Genomic DNA, 18,427 nt, shown 5'->3' with positions numbered 1-18,427 from the left:
GGGCCGGGAGCGGCTGCGCTTACTCAGGGAACCACTGGCTGCTGATTTTCTGATAGGTGCCGTCCGCTTTAATCGCTTTCAGGGCGCTATTCAGCTTCTCCAGCAGCGCTTTGTTATCCGGACGTACCGCGATCCCAAGGCCGGTACCGAAGTACTGCGCATCGGTCACTTTCGGCGTGGCGGCGCCCAGCTGCGGGTTGGTTTTCAGCCACTCGTTGACCACCGCGGTATCGCCAAATACGCCATCAATACGGCCGTTTTTCAGGTCGATAAATGCATTCTGATAGCTGTCATAGGCGACGGTTTTCACTTCCGGATGCTTATCCTGCAGGTATTTCTGATGAGTCGTGCCGTTTTCCATGCCGATACGTTTGCCTTTCAGATCGGCAAATGAGTGGAAGGCATCTTTTTTGGCGATAACCAGCGCGGAGTTGGCGTAGTACGGTTCGGTGAACGACACCTGCTTGCTGCGCTCCGGGGTAATGTCCATGCCGGAAATCACCGCATCATATTTTTTAAATTTTAGCGCCGGGATCAGGCTGTCGAAGGCATGGTTGGTAAAGGTGCACTCCGCCTGCATCTGCTGGCACAGCGCTTTCGCCAGGTCGAGATCGAAGCCAACGATCTGATTATTGGCATCCATGGATTCAAACGGAGGATAGGTTGCGGAGACGCCAAAGCTGATTTTTTCTGCGCCAACGGCGCCAAATGCGAAAGTGGAAAGCAGTGCAGCCAGAACTAACTTTTTCATCGTCGAACTCCCGTCGGTCAATCTTATGATGTTGTGCCGTGTTTGCGGCCGGGTTTCACAATGCCATTAAATGAATTTATATTCAATAAAGATGTATAAGTATTTTTATTTATGTAAAAAAAGACGGGTAAGTCATCATCCTTACCCGTCCTGCTATTTACTAATTATGCATTTATCAACGTTAGCTGCGACGCTCAAATGCCAGCGCTCTGTGCTCCACCAGACGCATTAGCAGCGTCAGCAGGCCGTTGACGATCAGGTATACGATACCGGCCGCGCCGAAGACCATCACGTCGTAGGTCCGTCCGTACAGCAGACTGGCTGTGGCCCATCACCTCCATCAGCGTGATGGTATAAGCCAGCGAAGTACTTTTGAAGACCAGCACCACTTCGTTGGAGTAGGAGGAGAGGGCGCGCTTAAAGGCGTACGGCAGCAGGATCGCCAGCGTGTCCTTCTTGCTCATCCCCAGCGCGCCGCAGGACTGCCACTGACCCTCAGGAATGGCGCGGATCGCGCCATAAAACAGCTGGGTGGTATAGGCGGCGCTGTTTAGCGACAGGGCAATCAGGGCGCACAGCCACGGCTCAGAAATCAGATGCCACAGCACCGGGTACTCCTGCAGTGTCGGAAACTGCCCCGGACCGTAGTAAATCAGGAAGATCTGCACCAGCAGCGGCGTCCCGGTAAAGAGCGTGATATACCCGCGTATAATCCATACCAGCCCCGGCGTTTTCAGCGTCAGGATGATGGTAAAGATCAGCGACAGAATCAGCGCGACGACGATCGAGGCCGCCGTCAGCGTCAGGCTGGTATGCAGCCCTTTGAGCAGTTCTGGTAAGTAGTCGAGCATCAGCCAGGTCTCCGTTCGAAGCGCGTCGCACGCTGGTCAATACGTTTGAGAATGTACTGACTGAGCAGAGTGATAACCAGGTAGATTGCCGCCGCGATGATGTACCAGTTAAACGGCTCCTGGGTGCGGGTGGCAATGCTCTTGGTTTGCAGCATCAGGTCGTTAACGCTGATTAAGCTGACCAGGGCGGTATCTTTTAGCAGCACCAGCCACTGGTTGCCGAGCCCCGGCAGGGCGTGGCGCCACATTTGCGGCATCACCAGGCGGAAGAAAATCGCGCTTTTCGACAGCCCCAGCGCCTGGCCCGACTCCCACTGCCCCTGCGGCACCGCTTTCAGCGCGCCGCGCAGGGTTTGCGAAGCGTAGGCGGCGTACAGCAGCGACAGCGCCACCGCGCCGCACAGGAACGGGCTGACGTCGAAGTTGTCAATCTGCATCTGCACCGGAATCTGCGCAAAGCCGAGATTGATGGTGAAGCCGTCAGAGAGCGTGAGCAGCAGCTGGGAAGAGCCGAAATAGATAAACAGAACCACCAGAATTTCCGGCAGCCCGCGCAGAATCGTCACCACGCCGGTGGTCAGCCACGCCAGCGGGCGCCATTTGACCGACTCCAGCACGGCAAACAGCATCGCCAGGGCGAGGCCGATAATCAGCGCGCAAACGGCAAGGCCGACGGTCATCCCGGCGGCGCTTGCTAATGGAAAAAGTTCGTTCATTGAGGGTTACTTCTGAAACCATTTGCTATAGATGGTCTGGTAAGTCCCATCTTTTTTCACTTTTTCCAGCGCAGCGTTAAATTTCTGCTGCAGCTCGGTATTGCCCTGACGAAGCGCAATGCCAAGGCCGGTACCGAAGTAGTCTTTATCCGTCACCTTATCGCCCACCGCCGCCAGCTTCGGATTGCTCTTCAGCCATTCGGTGACCACGGCGTTGTCGCCAAATACGGCATCAATGCGGCCGTTTTGCAGATCCAGCTTCGCATTCTGGTAGCTGTCGTACGGAACGGTGGTGATTTCCGGATGCTTATCGTTAATAAACTTCTGGTGGGTGGTCCCGTTCTGGACGCCGACCTTTTTGCCCTTCAGCTGTTCGATGCTGGTAAATTTGCCCTGCTGGCCAACGAACAGCGCGGAGTTTTCATAGTAAGGCGTGGTGAACAGCACCTGCTTTTCGCGCTCCGGCGTGATATCCATCCCGGCCATCACCGCGTCGAAGCGGCGGAATTTCAGTCCGGGGATCAGGCTGTCGAACGCCTGGTTGGTAAAGGTGCAGGTGGCATCGATCTCTTTACACAGCGCGTTAGCCAGATCGACGTCGAAACCGACGATTTTGTTGTTGGCGTCGGTCGTTTCAAACGGAGGATAGGACGCCTCGGTGGCAAAACGGATGGTCTGGGCTGCGGTAGCAGAAAGGCTCATGCTGGCCAGAAGCGCGGCAATCAGTACTTTTTTCATCGTCATTTCCCCGAAAAACATCAATGTGAAAGATAGTTTTTAAACGCGTCGGTCTGCGGATGCGCGAAGCAATCCGCATTCCCTTGTTCAACGATATGGCCATTTTCCATATACACCACGCGGCTGGCCGTTTTACGCGCCACTTCCACTTCGTGGGTCACGATGACCTGCGTAATGCCGGTGCCCGCCAGCTCGCGGATAATGCTGACGATCTGGGCGGTAATTTCCGGATCGAGCGCCGCCGTTGGCTCATCAAACAGCAGCACCTGCGGCTCCATCATCAGCGCGCGCGCAATGGCCACGCGCTGCTGCTGGCCGCCGGAGAGGTGCAGAGGATAGCGGTCGCTGTAGGGTTTCAGGCGTAAACGTTCCAGCAGCTTCCCGGCGCGGTCCAGAGCACTCTCTTTGCTGAGACCCAGCACCCGGCAGGGGGCTTCAATCAGGTTTTGCTGCACGGTCAGGTGCGGCCACAGATTATACTGCTGGAAAACCATACCGACGTTCTGGCGCAGCTCACGGATGGCTTTGTCAGACGGCGCTTTGGTAAAGTCGAAGTGGTTACCGGCGATATGTAACGTACCGGAACGCGGCATCTCCAGCAGGTTGAGTACGCGAAGCAGCGAGCTTTTCCCGGCGCCGCTCGGGCCGAGCAGTACCAGCGTCTCCCCCTGCGGGCAATCCAGCGTGATGTCGAACAGCGCCTGGTGCGCGCCGTAGAAGCAGTTAATGCCGTTTAGTTTAATACTCATCTGGGCAGTCTGATACGAATAGCTATTGAGGCCGCAAATACTACCTTTGACAGAATAGTTATGCAATATTTATGCGTTAAAAGTTAAATGTGACCCGCATTTACCTCTAAACTTAGCACAAAATATGGGTTAGTGGGGGCGACGGGAGTAAATGTCGGCATTACCGCATGAAATACCGACATTTTACCGGGGTTATCGGTTTTGTAGAGCAGGTTCAGCGCCCTTATCCGCGTTTTTCGAGACCCTGTTGCAGTGAACCCGCCGGAGCGTGGGCGTTAATGCCGAGGTAGCGAACGTCATCTACCGCCCAGCACTGGCCTTCCTGAATCATCAGCACCTCATCTTTCCAGGTTTTGCTGCCCTGTTTTAACTCAACGCGTAGCGGAATATTGCGCGCATCGCGGTTCGGAATGGTTGAGGCGCTGGCGACTTCCGCGCTATCGGCCGGGGTAGCCGAGCTGGAGAACGGGTTGGACTGCAGCACTGCGCTGCGTGACGGATCCTGGCGCGCGTCGTCGAGCAGCTTCGCCAGATCGTCGCTCAGATAGGGGCGCAGCGCGGTCAGGTCGTGATTACGCTGTTGGATTTGAACATCGTAAAACTTCTGCGCCACTTCATCCGGGCCGCCTTCGATGCAGGCGCCGCTGCGGGTGCCGTTATCTTTATAGGCCGGCGTGACGGTGGTACAGGCGCTCAGTGCCAGTGCGCAGGGGAGAAGTAAAGCAACGAGTTTGTAGCGCATGATGATTTCCTTATAAGCTCACTACGTTAAAATAACCATTCAAGCATAGCGTATCGATACGGGAATGTGCTTGACTCTCAGAGCTAACACCTTGAACGCTAAAGAAGGAGCTTTATGATGCAATTTTCCACTACCCCAACCCTCGAAGGGCAGCCTATCGTGAAATACTGCGGCGTCGTGACCGGAGAGGCGATCCTCGGCGCGAACGTGTTTCGCGACTTCTTCGCCAGCATCCGCGATATCGTCGGCGGCCGCGCGGGGTCCTATGAAAAAGAGTCTGCGCAAGGCGCGGGAGATCGCATTCGGAGAAATGGGCGAGCAGGCAAAAGCGCTGGGCGCCAACGCGGTAGTCGGTATTGATATCGATTATGAGACGGTGGGCAAGGATGGCAGTATGCTGATGGTCACCGTCAGCGGCACGGCGGTGCAGACCCGGTGAGGATGCGCCCTGGCCTGAGCGTGTCGCTGCTGGCGCTGCTGCTGGCGGGCTGCGCGGCGGAAAAGGGAATTATCGATCGCGACGGCTACCAGCTGGATACCCGCCATCCGGCGCAGGCCGCCTACCCGCGGGTGAAGATCCTGGTCATTCACTATACCGCCGATGATTTTGACGTCTCGCTGGCGACCCTGACCGATAACCAGGTGAGCTCCCACTACCTGATCCCTGAACGGCCGCCGCTGCACCACGGCAAGCCGCGCATCTGGCAGCTGGTGCCGGAGGAGGAGCTGGCCTGGCATGCCGGGATTAGCTTCTGGCGCGGCAGCACGCGGATTAACGACACCTCGATCGGCATTGAGCTGGAGAACCGCGGCTGGCAGAAAGCGGCGGGGGTGAAAAGCTTTACGCCGTTTAATCCGCCGCAGATTGATGCGCTGATTCCCCTGGCAAAAGATATTATCGCCCGCTACCACATTGCGCCGCAAAACGTGGTGGCCCATGCCGATATTGCGCCTCAGCGTAAGGACGACCCCGGGCCGCTGTTCCCCTGGCGGCGGCTGGCTGAGCAGGGGATTGGCGCCTGGCCGGATGCCGACCGGGTGGCATTTTATCTCAACGGTCGCCCGACCTGGCAGCCGGTCGATAGCGCAGAGCTGCTGGATCTACTCGCCCGCTACGGCTATCAGGTGACGCCGGAGATGACGCCAGCGCAGCAGAAACGGGTGATTATGGCCTTTCAGATGCATTTCCGGCCGGCGCGCTGGGATGGCGTCGCCGATGCGGAAACCCAGGCCATCGCCGAGGCGCTGCTGGAGAAATACGGTCAGGGTTAATTCGACGCTAGCGGTGCAGCTTGCCGTGGTCTTTCAGCCAGGCCGCGGTGCGGATAATCCCCTCATCGAGGGTCACCACCGGCCGGTAGCCCAGCTCTTCCTCTGCGCGGGAAATATCGAGGGTAAAATCAAAGTTCAGCTTGGAGACGCCGTAGTGGGTAAAGGCCGGCTCCCTGGCTGACTTGTTGCCAAAATGCTCCATGCTGCGGGCGATGATATCCAACATCGGATAGGGGACCGAGCGGATACGGCACTTTATTCCCAGCTCATCAATCAGCTTTTGCACGATGCTGCGCAGGGTGCGCGGTTCGCCGTTGGTGATATTCCACGCCCGGGAGGAAGGCAGGTGGTCGCACTGCGGCTGGCTGGCCAGCCACATCGCGTGCACCGCATTCTCATAGTAGGTCATATCGACCAGCGCGCTGCCGCCGCGGGGCAGCAGCACGCTGCCGTAGTGCTGCATCATCTGCGCAAGGCGGGGGATGAACACTTTGTCATGAGCGCCGAACAGACTCTGCGGGCGCAGAATGGCAAAGCGGGTATTGGGGTTCGCCTGGGCCAGCAGATTAATCACCTCTTCGCTCGCCGCCTTGCTGCGGGCAAACTCGTTGGCAAAGCGCTGCGGGCGGAAATCCTCCCGTACCTCGTGGTGGTGGTGATAATCAAAATAGAGCGAAGGGGAGGAGATATGAACGAAGTTGCGTACGCCCCAGGCCACGGCCCATTCACCGAGGCGACGGGTGGCGCGGACGTTGGCTAAATCGAAGGCCTGCTGGGTGCCCCACGGCGAGGTGAAGCTTGAGCAGTGCCATAGGGTATCGATACCGGCGAGCATCACCTTGGCCTGGGATGAAACCAGTTCGGTTAAATCTGCGGGGACAAACTCGGCGCCCATTTTGCTCAGAAGCTTGCCCATCGCTTCGTTTCGCCCGGTCGCTCTTACGCTGATGCCTTTATTACGCAGATATTCCACCGCGTTGCGGCCTAACCCGCTGGTCGCACCGGTAACCAGTACCTTCATATCAACCTACTGTCCCAGAAAAGAATTTCGTGCGCATTTTTCCGTGATTCTCCTCACGATGCAATGAGAATGATAGCAGAATGACGTACATACTTCCTATTTGACTGTGATTTGCTCTGCCAGCCGGGCAATACGCCGCGCCATGCCGCGAAAGATAAACAGATGGGCGGGGATCATCAGCAGCCAGTAGAACAGCCCCGGCATACCGTGGGGATGCCACCAGGCCCGGACGTCCAGCTCGCGGTGCTCGCCTTTATCGTTGAGGGTAAAGCTCAGGCGCCCCAGGCCGGGCGCCTTCATGCCGAAGAGTAAGGTGAGTTGTTTTTCCGGTTCGACAATAATCACCTTCCAGTCTGTCTACCGCGTCGCCGGTTTGCAGGAGGTCGCGCGACGGACGGCCTTTCGCCAGGCGATGGCCCACCAGCAGGTCCATGGCGCCGCGAATTTTCCACAGCGCGTTGCCGAAGAAGTAGCCCTCTTTGCCGCCGATTTGGTTGACGACCTGCCAGATCGCCGCCGCGCTGGCGGAGCTGCTGACCGTACAGCCGGCCTGCTTAGGGTAGTAGCCATATTCCGGGCGCCAGCGGGCGAAGGCCTGGGCGTCGCAGCCCCAGTCGCTGGAGTTAACGAGCTGCTCCTCTTCTTTCAGCGTGCGGCGCACGGCTTCGTCAAATGAGATTAGCTTTTGGGGGATCAGCGCCCGCAGCATGCGATCGTCGGCGATCAGATCGTGCTTCAGCCCCTGAATCAGCGCCTTCGCGATGGTGGGCGGCACCGAGGTAATCACGTTGAGGAACCACACCGAAATCCAGCGGGTGGGAAAAGGGATCGGGATCAGCAGGCGATGCCTGCCGCTGACCGCCATAAAGCGGGTGAACTGCTGCTGATAGCTTAACACTTCCGGTCCGGCGGCTTCGAAGACCCGATGTTCGCTGGCCGGGTGGTTGAGCAGTTGCACCAGATAATAGAGCAGATTTTCCAGATCGATCGGCGTGGTGCGCGAGCGCACCCTGCGAGGAGGGGTTAAAACCAGCAGGTTGTAGACCATATCGCGCATCACCTCGAACGCGGCGGAGCCGGCGCCCACTATGATGCCCGCTCGCAGCTCGGTGACCGGCACGCCGGATTCGCGCAGAACGTCGGCGGTAACCTGCCTGGCGCGCAGATGGTCCGACTGCTGCTCCGCCGGCACCTGCAGCGAGCTGAGAAATATCAGTCTGCTTTACCGACGTCGCGCGCAGCGCGTCGCGCACGTTTTGCGCCACCTCGCGTTCGTGGCGAATAAAGTCGCCGCCTTCGCCCATGCCGTGCACCAGATAGTAAACGGTATCCGCCTGCGCCAGCAGGGCCGGCAGCCCCTGGGGGCGGGTCAGGTCAATGGCATGACAGCTCACCCCCGGGAGATTGCGTTTCTTGAGCCGCTCAACGTGGCGCGCCGCCGCCAGCACCGAATAACCGCGTTCGCTTAATGCCTGCACCAGATGCTGGCCGATGTAGCCGCTGGCGCCGAGCACCAGAATAGGTTGCGACACGCCAGACTCCTTAGCGGTTTAAAAATTCCTGCCAGTGGCCAACGACCTCCGCCAGCTGCTGACGATTGACGTCGATGTGGGTAACCAGCCGCACAATCGGCGAGGCGTTGATCAGCACGCCGCGCTGCTGCATAAACGCGCCCAGCGCCGGGGCCTGCTCATCGCCAACGCGCACGAACAGCATATTGGTGTCGTGGCGGGTCACCTCAGCGCCGATGGCGCGCAGCTCCGCGGCCATCCACGCGGCGTTGTCGTGGTCTTCCTGCAGGCGGGCGACGTTATTTTGCAACGCGTACAGGCCTGCAGCCGCCAGAATTCCGGCCTGGCGCATGCCGCCGCCGACCATTTTACGCCAGCGGATGGCGCGGCGAATGTAGTCGTGGCTGCCGACCAGCAGCGAGCCCACCGGCGTTCCCAGCCCCTTCGAGAGGCAGATAGTGAAGGAGTCGCAGTATTGGGCGATATCGCGCAGCTCGCAGCCGTAATCCACCACCGCGTTAAAGATGCGCGCGCCGTCAACGTGCAGCGCCAGGCCGCGCTCGCGGGTAAACTCCCACGCCTCCCTGAGGTATTCGCGCGGCAGCACCTTGCCGTTGTGGGTATTTTCAAGGCTCAGCAGGCGAGTAGGGGCAAAATGGACATCGTCAGGCTTAATCTTTGCCGCCACTTTATCCAGCGGCAGGGTGCCGTCCGCCGCCGCGTCAATGGGCTGCGGCTGAATGCTGCCGAGCACCGCCGCGCCGCCGGCTTCGTACAGATAGTTGTGCGCGCCCTGGCCGACGATATACTCTTCGCCGCGCTGACAGTGGCTCAGCAGGCCCACCAGATTCGCCTGGGTGCCGGACGGCAGGAACAGCGCCGCCTCTTTCCCGGCCAGCTCCGCGGCGTAGCGCTGGAGCTCGTTAACGGTCGGGTCGTCGCCATAAACGTCGTCGCCGACCGGGGCTGACAGCATGGCGTCCAGCATGGCGCGCCCCGGACGGGTTACGGTATCACTGCGGAGATCTATCACGGCATTTCCTTGTTAATGTTTCATCCTTCACGCTGTATCCGCGTTAGCCGCGTAAATCACCCCGGCGGGGCCTTCGATGCACCATGAATGATGTTGTGTGGGCTCAAAAGGATGTTTTACCTGAGCCAGTTGGTTTTCGCCAGTTCGATAACTTCATCCCCGCGTCCGCTGATGATCGCGCGCAGCATATACAGGCTGAAGCCCTTAGCCTGATCCAGCTTAATTTGCGGGGGGATCGCCAGCTCTTCCCTGGCGACCACCACGTCGACCAGCACCGGGCCCTCGGTGCTAAATGCGGTTTGCAGGGCTTCGTCGACCTCGGAGGCCTTTTCGACGCGAATGCCCTTAATGCCGCAGGCTTCGGCGATGCGGGCGAAGTTCGTGTCGTGCAGCTCGGTGCCGTCGGTCAGGTAGCCCCCGGCCTTCATCTCCATCGCCACAAATCCCAGCACGCTGTTGTTAAAAATTACGATTTTTACCGGCAGTTTCATCTGCGCCAGCGAGAGGAAGTCGCCCATCAGCATGCTGAAGCCGCCGTCGCCGCACATCGCGACGACCTGCCGCTCCGGCGCCGTTGCCTTGGCGCCAATCGCCTGCGGCATCGCGTTGGCCATTGAGCCGTGGTTAAACGAGCCGATCAGCCGGCGCCTGCCGTTCATTTTCAGATAGCGCGCGGCCCAGACGGTTGGCGTGCCGACGTCGCAGGTGAAAATGGCGTCGTCAGCGGCGAAGCGGCTAATCTGCTGCGCCAGGTATTGGGGATGAATGACCTTATCGCTCGGCTGAGCCAGATCGTCGAGCCCCTTACGCGCCTCGCGGTAGTGCTCAAGCGCTTTGTCGAGGAAGCGGCGATCCGTCTTCTCTTCCAGATGCGGCAGCAGCGCTTTTAAAGTCGATTTAATATCGCCGACCAGCGCCATATCGACTTTACTGTGCGCGCCGATGCTGCCGGGATTGATATCAATTTGAATAATTTTTGCGCTGCTGGGGTAGAAAGGCCGATAGGGGAACTGGGTGCCGAGAAGCACCAGGGTATCGGCGTTCATCATGGTGTGGAAGCCGGACGAGAAGCCGATCAGCCCGGTCATCCCGACATCATAAGGGTTGTCGTACTCAACGTGCTCCTTGCCGCGCAGGGCGTGGACGATAGGGGCCTTGAGCTTAGCGGCAAACTCCACCAGCTCCGCATGGGCTCCGGCGCAGCCGCTACCGCACATCAGGGCGATGTTGCTGGAGTAGCGCAGCAGCTGCGCCAGGCGAGCGAGCTCTTCCGCCGGCGGTGTCACCTCCGGCAGCGGGGCGGAGTACCAGTGGCTGCTGGCGCCTTCCGGGGCGGCCTTCAGCGCCACGTCTCCCGGCAGCACCACCACCGAAACGCCGCGGTTGAGGACCGCTTTACGCATGGCGATAGCCAATACCTGCGGGATCTGCTCCGGCGTGGAGACCAGCTCGCAGTAGTGGCTGCATTCGCGGAACAGCTCCTGCGGATGGGTTTCCTGGAAATAGCCGCTGCCGATTTCGCTGGAGGGAATGTGGGCGGCGATGGCCAGCACGGGAACGTGGTTGCGGTGACAGTCAAAAAGGCCGTTAATCAGATGGAGGTTGCCCGGGCCGCAGGAGCCGGCGCATACCGCCAGCTCGCCGGTAAGCTGGGCTTCGGCGCCCGCGGCAAAGGCGGCAACTTCTTCATGACGCGTCGGCATCCAGGCGATCGTACCCATGCGGTTCAGGCTGTCGCTCAATCCGTTGAGTGAATCGCCGGTGACGCCCCAGATGCGCTTTACGCCGGCCTGTTCAAGAGTTTTCGCTACGTATGCGGCCACAGTTTGTTTCATGGTTCTCCATCTCCTTTATGTGATAACGCTTACAAGCTTAGATGAAACTCATCGTTACGCCCGCATCTTACTCCCATTTTCCGCTGGTATTATTGCGCGACAATTCCGCATAATCTGTTACCACTAAAAGAGTAAACAGGAATCATTTCAAATGGTTAAATCTCTGTTAAATGCTGTTAATAAAATGCTAACTCACGACGATTTCGGCAAACTCTTGTTACGACTGGCCGTGGGCGGGCTGATGCTGTTCCACGGGCTGCATAAGCTGTTTGATGGCGTGGCGGGTATCAGCGGGATGCTGGTGGCGAAGGGGCTACCGGGGTTTATTGCCTACGGCGTGCTGGTGGGGGAAGTGCTGGCGCCGTGCCTGCTGATTCTGGGGATCCTCACCCGTCCGGCGGCGCTGGTGCTGGCGTTTACCATGGTGGTGGCGTGGCTGATGGTCGGCATGGGAGAAACCTGGCAGCTGGATAAAACCGGGGCGTGGGCGATTGAGAGCCTGGTCTATTTCTTTATTGGCGCGCTGGCGATCGCCTTTATGGGCGCCGGCCGCTATTCGTTGGCAAAAGACCCGGCGTGGAAATAAAAAAAGCCCCGCCGAGGCGGGGCTTGCCGTTAAGGATGGTTCCGCGTTAAGCCAGAACCAGATCGCCCTGCGGGTGGCAGGAGCAGGCCAGCACGTAGCCATCGGCGATCTCCTGCTCGGTCAGCGTCATGGTGCTGCTGACCGTATAGTCGCCGGCGACCACTTTGGTTTTGCAGCAGCCGCAGACGCCGGCGCGGCAGGCGACGGTAACCGGCACCTTGTTGCTTTCCAGCGCCTCCAGCAGGGTGGCGCCTACCGGCGCATAGAACTCTTTTGCCGGCTGCAGCCTGGTAAATTTAAGTCCGCTGGTCGCCGCCCGGGCGAGCGGAGTAAAGAACTTCTCTTTAAAGAAGCGGGTTACGCCCAGCGCGCTGACTTCCCGCTCAACCATCTCCATATAAGGCGCCGGCCCGCAGGTCATCACGGTACGCGAGGCCAGATCCGGGACGCTTTGCAGTAGTTCTGTCGTTAAACGTCCTGCCACGAAACCGTGGGTAGCGTTATTTTCCGCCACCAGCGTCACCGGATACTGACGCCACTCCTCAGCGAAAATGACATCCTGCGGCGAACGTACGTTGAAAATAACCTGCACATCCGCCTCGGGACGGTACTTCGCCAACCAGCGACGCATCGACATAATCGGCGTCACGCCGCAGCCGGCCGCCAGCATCAGGAAGCGGTCCGCCGGTTTATCTGCACAGGTAAAATCACCCATCGCGTCGGACAGCCAGATGTAGTCGCCGCGCTTGACGTCGCGGGTTAACCACTGCGAGCCGGCACCGTCGTCAATACGGCGCACGGTCAGCGTAATGTACTCGCTGACGCCCGGCGTAGAGGAGAGCGTGTAGGCGCGCAGCGTATCCGCCGAATTGCGTACGCTGACCAGTGCATACTGCCCGGCCTGATAGGGATAGTAATCGTGGCACAGCAGCGATACCGTCCAGACGTCCGGGGTTTCCTGATGGATGTGGTGTACCTGCATCCGCCACGGGCACTGATGGGTTGGCATAGTCATTCGTTCGCTCCTTACGCGCTCAACAGTTGCTGCATGTCTTGTTCAACGGTCGTCACGGAGCGCAGGCCAAATTTCTCATTGAGAATAGCCAGCAGGTCCGGGGTGAAGAAGCCCGGAGCGGTTGGGCCGGTAACGATGTTTTTCACGCCGAGGGAGAGCAGGGTCAGCAGGATCACGATCGCTTTCTGTTCGAACCAGGAGAGCACCAGCGACAGCGGCAGGTCGTTCACGCCGCAGCCCAGTTTTTCAGCCAGGGTGACGGCCAGAATAATCGCCGAGTAGGCATCGTTGCATTGACCGGCATCCACCAGGCGCGGCAGGCCTTCGATAGCACCGAAGTCCAGCTTGTTGAAGCGATATTTCCCGCAGGCCAGGGTCAGGATCAGGCAGTCGTCCGGAACGCTGGTGGCAAAGTCGGTGAAGTAGTTACGCTCGCCGCGCGCGCCGTCGCAGCCGCCGACGAGGAAGATATGACGCAGTTTTTCGCGGCTGACCAGGTCGATCAGCGTGTCCGCGGCGCCCAGCAGGGTCTGACGACCGAAACCGACGGTAATCAGATGCGGAATTTCACTATACGGGAAGCCTGCCATCTGCTGCGCCTGGGCGATCGCCGGCGCGAAGTTTTCCCCTTCCAGATGGCTCACGCCCGGCCAGCCGACGATGCTGCGGGTCCAGATACGATCGTCGTAGGCGCCAACGGTCGGATCGATGATGCAGTTAGAGGTCATCACGATAGGACCAGGGAAACGGGCGAATTCAACCTGCTGATTCTGCCAGCCGCTGCCGTAGTTGCCGACCAGGTGTTTGAATTTACGCAGTTCAGGATAGCCGTGCGCCGGCAGCATTTCGCCGTGGGTATAGACGTTAACGCCGGTGCCTTCGGTTTGTTCCAGCAGGTTATACAGATCTTTCAGGTCGTGGCCGGAGATCAGGATGCACTTACCTTCAACCGATTTCACGTTGACCTGAGTCGGGGTCGGGTGGCCATATTTGCTGGTTTCTCCGGCGTCCAGAATGCTCATGACCTTAAAGTTCATCTGGCCGATTTCCATTGAGCACGCCAGCAGAGCGTTCAGGTCGGCAGGCCAGGTGCCCAGCCACGCCATAATTTTGTGGTACTGAGCGTAGATAGCGTTGTCGTACTGACCCAGTACGTGAGCGTGCTCCATATAGGCCGCGGCGCCTTTCAGGCCGTACAGGCACAGCAGACGCAGGCCGAGGATGTTCTCGCCGATGTCCGGTTTGTCTTTGTTGGGGGTAAATTCTGCCGCCTGGCGCTGGAGGTCGCCCAAATCGTCGCTAACCAACAGCAGGCTGGCCATCGGGTTGTCTACAGCCGCGCCGGCGTCAACGTTCAGACACTGGGCCTTCAGCGCCTCGCGCATCGCGATGGCTTCGCGCGCGTAGCCTACGATACGCGGGGAGTCGAAGTTAACGTTGGTCAGCGTGGAGAAGAAGGCACGCGGCGCAAAGTTATCAATTTCATGGTCAATAATGCCATATTCACGAGCCTTAACGGCCCATGCGGACAGGCCTTGCAGGGAGGCGATCAGCAGATCCTGCAGATCGGAGGTTTCGGCCGTTTTACCGCACATACCCTGCGCGTAAGAGCAGCCGTTCCCTGCCGGGGTACGGATGGTTTGTTCACATTGCACACAAAACATGGTCACACCTTTTTTAAAGTTATATTTAATACACATGTTTAAGGTTATGCCCGGGCGCACAGGGATAAAAGGTATTTCTAATACAATTTACAGGGAGATTGATTTAGCGCAATTTTGGCGGTAGCTGACTACCGCCACGAGGGTATTAAGCGGCGAAAAAGGCCATCAGCACGGGTACCAGCAGGCTCAGAATAAAGCCATGAACAATCGCCGCCGGCACGATTTCGACGCCGCCGGAGCGCTGTAATACCGGAAGCGTAAAGTCCATCGAGGTCGCGCCGCAGAGGCCTAATGCCGTTGAGCGGCTGCGGCGAATCAGGCCGGGAATAAGCATAATGGCCAGCAGCTCGCGGGAGAGATCGTTAAAGAACGCGGCGCTGCCAATTACCGGCCCGTAAGATTCGGTCATCAGGATCCCTGACAGTGAATACCAGCCAAATCCGGAAGCCATTGCCAGTCCGGCTTTTAGCGGCAGGTCGAGAATAAAGGCGTTGATCGTGCCGCCGAGTAATGAGCTGGCCATGACGACCATCGCCACAATCATTCCGCGGCGATTAAGCACTATTTGCCGCAGGGTCATACCGTTATTGCGCAGCTGAATACCAATCAGGAACAGCAGGAAGATCAGCGTATATTCGCTGGCCTCGGTGGCGTGCTGCAGAAATGACAGACCGCTCAAACCAATCAGGAAACCAATAAGTACTACGCCGCACAGCTGCAGTGATTCCATTGCCATCGCCACGCGTGAAGGTAATTTCTCCTGCCGATGCTGGCTGCGCCACGGCATCTTCTGCTCAAGCCACATTAATGCCGCAATATTACACAGCAGAATAACGACCACGCTCACCGCGGCGTAATGAAGAATGGAAAGCAGGTTGCTGGCTAAATTGTCGAGGAAGGCGAGGCTGATCCCCATGAAAAAGAGGATAACGTAGACAATCCAGCTCAAAAGTCGCGTGATGACTTTTAGGGCTGATGGCTGACGAAGTGGAATGATATAGCCGATAACCAGCGGCAGCAGAATGATCAATAATCCCGAAAACATGAACGACGTGGTCCTTGCAGAGTGAAAATAGCGCCACTGACACTACTCAAATCATTGAATCGAGTAAAGCCGTCGCCAAAAAGAAAGGCCCGGCATAGCCGGGCCTGAGCGCGATAGCAAGGGGAGATTAGCTGCGCTTTTCCAGCAGCGTGCGGTAGAGCACGCCGCCGAGGATCCCGCCGATAATTGGCATAACCCAGAACAGCCACAGTCTGCTGCAGCGCCCAGCCGCCCTGGAAGATAGCGACCGCGGTGCTACGCGCCGGGTTGACGGAAGTATTGGTTACCGGAATGCTGATCAGGTGGATTAAGGTCAGCGCCAGGCCAATGGCGATCGGCGCAAAGCCCGCCGGGGCGTTTTTATCGGTTGCGCCGTGAATAACCAGCAGGAAGCCGCAGGTCAGAACAATTTCGATAACAATAGCCGAAAGCATTGAGTAGCCGCCCGGCGAGTGTTCGCCAAAGCCGTTAGAGGCAAAGCCGCTGGCCGCTGCGTCAAAGCCCGCCTTACCGCTGGCAATCACGTACAGAACGCCGGCCGCAATAATACCGCCAACTACCTGGGCGATAATATAACCGATCACGTCTTTAGCCGGGAAACGGCCGCCGGCCCACAGGCCTAAGGTCACCGCCGGGTTAAAGTGCCCGCCGGAAATATGCCCCACGGCAAACGCCATCGTTAATACGGTTAAACCAAAGGCCAACGCCACCCCGGCAAACCCTATTCCCAGCTCCGGGAATGCTGCTGCCAGAACCGCGCTACCGCAGCCACCGAACACAAGCCAGAATGTACCAAAACATTCCGCTGCTAATTTTCTAAACATAACCACCTCAAATAATAATGTTAATGAGCACGCTTTAACGTGCCGGTCTTTATTTATCAACTAAAGGATGAAGATAAATCGCCGCTATTTTATGGACCATCATCATCCCGTAATCGCTTAAATAAATAGCTGTAATTTGATTCAGGGCAGGGTGATGTTAATCCTTATACCATTCATTGTGCAAGAAAAGAGTAGTACAAAAATAATAGATCTAACCACTGCGGCGAATGAATTATTTTTTAAACGAATATCCCTATCAATAACCATATAGAAAACGTTTTTTTCTCCCCTGCTGATATTGACGTTTGCGGCAGTGTCATGTTCCAGCATGTGTCGCTATACTGCTGATAACTGAAGGAGAAAGTGGTTACTGAGCGGAGGGGATATGCTTCTTGAACGCGTGGAGATCGTCGGTTTTCGCGGTATCAATCGTTTATCATTGATGCTGGAGCAAAATAACGTGCTGATCGGCGAGAATGCGTGGGGAAAATCCAGCCTGCTGGATGCCCTGTCGCTGCTCTTGTCGCCAGAGTTCGAGCTTTATCATTTTGTCCGGGATGATTTCTGGTTCCCGCCCGGCGACGTGCAGGGACGCGAGCACCATTTGCACATTATTCTGACCTTCCGCGAGAGCGAGCCTGGCCACCACCGGGTACGACGCTTTCGCCCGCTCAGCGCCAGCTGGGTACCCTGTGATGACGGCTATCAGCGAATTTTCTATCGTCTGGAGGGCGAACTGGCCGATGACGGTAGCGTGATGACGCTGCGCACCTTTATTGACGGCAAAGGGGAAGCGCTGGAGCTGGAGGATATTGACGAGATCGTGCGCCATCTGGTGCGCCTGATGCCGGTCCTGCGCCTGCGCGACGCCCGCTTTATGCGGCGCATCCATAACGACAGCGTGCCGCACTCGCCGCAAATTGAGATCACCGCCCGCCAGCTGGATTATCTCTCCCGCGAGCTGGTGAGCCATCCGCAAAATTTAACCGATGGCCAGATCCGTCAGGGTCTGTCGGCCATGGTGCAGCTCCTTGAGCACTATTTTGCCGAGCAGAGCAGCGCGCAGTCCCGCAATCGCCTGATGCGCCGGCATTCACACGATGAGCAGCGCAGACTGGCGCTATCTGGATATCATCAACCGGATGATTGATAAGCCCGGCGGGCGCAGCCATCGGGTCATCTTACTGGGGCTGTTCTCCACGCTGCTGCAGGCCAAGGGTACGGTCCAGCTCGATCGCGACGCGCGGCCGCTGCTGCTGATTGAAGACCCGGAAACCCGGCTGCATCCGATTATGCTCTCCGTTGCCTGGCATCTGCTCAACCTGCTGCCGCTGCAGCGCGTGACCACCACCAACTCCGGCGAGCTGCTGTCGCTGACCCCCGTTGAGCACGTCTGCCGGCTGGTGCGCGAATCGTCGCGCGTCTCGGCCTGGCGGCTTGGGCCGGGGGGAATGAATGCCGAAGACAGCCGGCGCATCGCCTTTCACATTCGCTTCAACCGCGCGTCGTCGTTGTTTGCTCGCTGCTGGCTGCTGGTAGAAGGGGAGACCGAGACCTGGGTTATCAACGAACTGGCCAGGCAGTGCGGACATCACTTTGACGCGGAAGGGGTGAAGGTCATCGAGTTTGCCCAGTCGGGATTAAAACCGCTGATTAAATTCGCCCGCCGGATGGGCATTCAGTGGCACGTTCTGGTCGACGGCGACGAGGCGGGGAAGAAATACGCCGCGACGGTGCGAAGCCTGCTTAACGACGATCGCGATCTGGAACGCGACCATCTGACGACGCTCCCGGCGCTGGACATGGAACACTTTATGTATCGCCAGGGCTTTAACGATGTTTATCATCGGGTGGCGCAGCTGCCGCCAAACGTGCCGATGAATATACGGCGGGTGATCACCAAAGCTATCCATCGTTCATCAAAACCGGATCTGGCGATTGAAGTGGCGATGGAAGCCGGGAGGCGCGGGATTGAAGCGGTGCCGGCGCTGCTGAAGAAAATGTTCTCCCGCGTGCTGTGGCTGGCGCGCGGCCGGGCGGATTAAGTGTGCTAACGGCAAGAATGCATCAAATT

General features: G+C 58.2%; 13 protein-coding genes and 5 pseudogenes. 4 read left to right on the top strand and 14 right to left on the bottom strand.

Annotated elements, in window-relative coordinates:
- Positions 1-19 precede the first annotated feature (19 nt).
- From artJ to ABOC21_RS16455, 6 genes and pseudogenes are all read right to left on the bottom strand, one after another.
- On the bottom strand, positions 20-751 hold the full coding sequence (artJ, locus tag ABOC21_RS16480; RefSeq protein WP_426815319.1) for an arginine ABC transporter substrate-binding protein ArtJ: 732 nt from the start codon (positions 749-751) through the stop codon (positions 20-22).
- Between the two features lie 181 nt (positions 752-932).
- Positions 933-1,602 (bottom strand): annotated as a pseudogene (artM, locus tag ABOC21_RS16475) (arginine ABC transporter permease ArtM).
- The gene (artQ, locus tag ABOC21_RS16470) at positions 1,602-2,318 is read right to left on the bottom strand and encodes an arginine ABC transporter permease ArtQ (RefSeq protein WP_426815318.1); all 717 of its coding nucleotides are present in this window, start codon (positions 2,316-2,318) and stop codon (positions 1,602-1,604) included. Before artQ ends, artM begins: the two are co-directional and overlap by 1 nt.
- Before the next feature lie 6 nt (positions 2,319-2,324).
- Positions 2,325-3,056 (bottom strand): arginine ABC transporter substrate-binding protein ArtI, encoded by a 732-nt coding sequence (artI, locus tag ABOC21_RS16465; protein WP_045855432.1) that lies wholly within the window; start codon positions 3,054-3,056, stop codon positions 2,325-2,327.
- A gap of 20 nt (positions 3,057-3,076) precedes the next feature.
- Positions 3,077-3,805 (bottom strand): arginine ABC transporter ATP-binding protein ArtP, encoded by a 729-nt coding sequence (gene artP, locus ABOC21_RS16460; protein WP_426815317.1) that lies wholly within the window; start codon positions 3,803-3,805, stop codon positions 3,077-3,079.
- A gap of 223 nt (positions 3,806-4,028) precedes the next feature.
- Complete coding sequence (locus ABOC21_RS16455; RefSeq protein WP_426815316.1) at positions 4,029-4,547, bottom strand: lipoprotein; 519 nt, start codon at positions 4,545-4,547, stop codon at positions 4,029-4,031.
- Positions 4,548-4,664: 117 nt separating this feature from the next.
- On the opposite strand from ABOC21_RS16455, the pseudogene ABOC21_RS16450 reads away from it, so the two are divergent.
- Together ABOC21_RS16450 and ABOC21_RS16445 are read left to right on the top strand one after the other, a co-directional pair.
- Positions 4,665-4,986, top strand: a pseudogene (locus ABOC21_RS16450) (heavy metal-binding domain-containing protein).
- A gap of 2 nt (positions 4,987-4,988) precedes the next feature.
- Positions 4,989-5,819 (top strand): N-acetylmuramoyl-L-alanine amidase, encoded by an 831-nt coding sequence (locus ABOC21_RS16445; protein WP_426815511.1) that lies wholly within the window; start codon positions 4,989-4,991, stop codon positions 5,817-5,819.
- A 7-nt stretch (positions 5,820-5,826) separates the two neighbouring features.
- Here ABOC21_RS16445 and ABOC21_RS16440 read toward each other — a convergent pair whose 3' ends face one another.
- The 4 genes and pseudogenes from ABOC21_RS16440 to poxB form a co-directional block, all read right to left on the bottom strand.
- The gene (locus tag ABOC21_RS16440) at positions 5,827-6,840 is read right to left on the bottom strand and encodes an NAD-dependent epimerase/dehydratase family protein (RefSeq protein ID WP_426815315.1); all 1,014 of its coding nucleotides are present in this window, start codon (positions 6,838-6,840) and stop codon (positions 5,827-5,829) included.
- Positions 6,841-6,936: 96 nt separating this feature from the next.
- A pseudogene (locus ABOC21_RS16435) lies at positions 6,937-8,372 on the bottom strand (DUF2867 domain-containing protein).
- 10 nt (positions 8,373-8,382) lie between these two features.
- The gene (gene ltaE / locus ABOC21_RS16430; protein WP_426815314.1) at positions 8,383-9,384 is read right to left on the bottom strand and encodes a low-specificity L-threonine aldolase; all 1,002 of its coding nucleotides are present in this window, start codon (positions 9,382-9,384) and stop codon (positions 8,383-8,385) included.
- Positions 9,385-9,500: 116 nt separating this feature from the next.
- The gene (gene poxB / locus ABOC21_RS16425) at positions 9,501-11,219 is read right to left on the bottom strand and encodes a ubiquinone-dependent pyruvate dehydrogenase (RefSeq protein WP_426815313.1); all 1,719 of its coding nucleotides are present in this window, start codon (positions 11,217-11,219) and stop codon (positions 9,501-9,503) included.
- A gap of 151 nt (positions 11,220-11,370) precedes the next feature.
- Here poxB and ABOC21_RS16420 point away from each other — a divergent pair, with 151 nt between their 5' ends.
- A complete protein-coding gene (locus ABOC21_RS16420; RefSeq protein ID WP_426815312.1) occupies positions 11,371-11,805 on the top strand; it encodes a DoxX family protein in 435 nt (144 codons plus the stop codon).
- A gap of 46 nt (positions 11,806-11,851) precedes the next feature.
- Here the strand turns inward: ABOC21_RS16420 and hcr are convergent, their stop codons facing one another.
- The 4 genes and pseudogenes from hcr to aqpZ form a co-directional block, all read right to left on the bottom strand.
- Complete coding sequence (gene hcr / locus ABOC21_RS16415; RefSeq protein ID WP_426815311.1) at positions 11,852-12,820, bottom strand: NADH oxidoreductase; 969 nt, start codon at positions 12,818-12,820, stop codon at positions 11,852-11,854.
- Positions 12,821-12,831: 11 nt separating this feature from the next.
- Positions 12,832-14,484, bottom strand: a complete 1,653-nt coding sequence (hcp, locus tag ABOC21_RS16410; RefSeq protein ID WP_426815310.1) for a hydroxylamine reductase — start codon at positions 14,482-14,484, stop codon at positions 12,832-12,834.
- 145 nt (positions 14,485-14,629) lie between these two features.
- The gene (locus tag ABOC21_RS16405; protein ID WP_426815309.1) at positions 14,630-15,529 is read right to left on the bottom strand and encodes a lysine exporter LysO family protein; all 900 of its coding nucleotides are present in this window, start codon (positions 15,527-15,529) and stop codon (positions 14,630-14,632) included.
- Between the two features lie 127 nt (positions 15,530-15,656).
- A pseudogene (aqpZ, locus tag ABOC21_RS16400) lies at positions 15,657-16,353 on the bottom strand (aquaporin Z).
- Positions 16,354-16,738: 385 nt separating this feature from the next.
- Between aqpZ and ABOC21_RS16395 the strand changes: the two are divergent.
- Positions 16,739-18,398 (top strand): annotated as a pseudogene (locus ABOC21_RS16395) (ATP-dependent endonuclease).
- Positions 18,399-18,427 lie beyond the last annotated feature (29 nt).

Origin of the sequence: Klebsiella sp. WOUb02 (genome assembly GCF_050058015.1) — a bacterium.
GTDB lineage: Bacteria > Pseudomonadota > Gammaproteobacteria > Enterobacterales > Enterobacteriaceae > Klebsiella.
The sequence above is the reverse complement of the archived record's forward strand: the minus strand, read 5'-3'. Positions and strand labels throughout refer to the sequence as shown.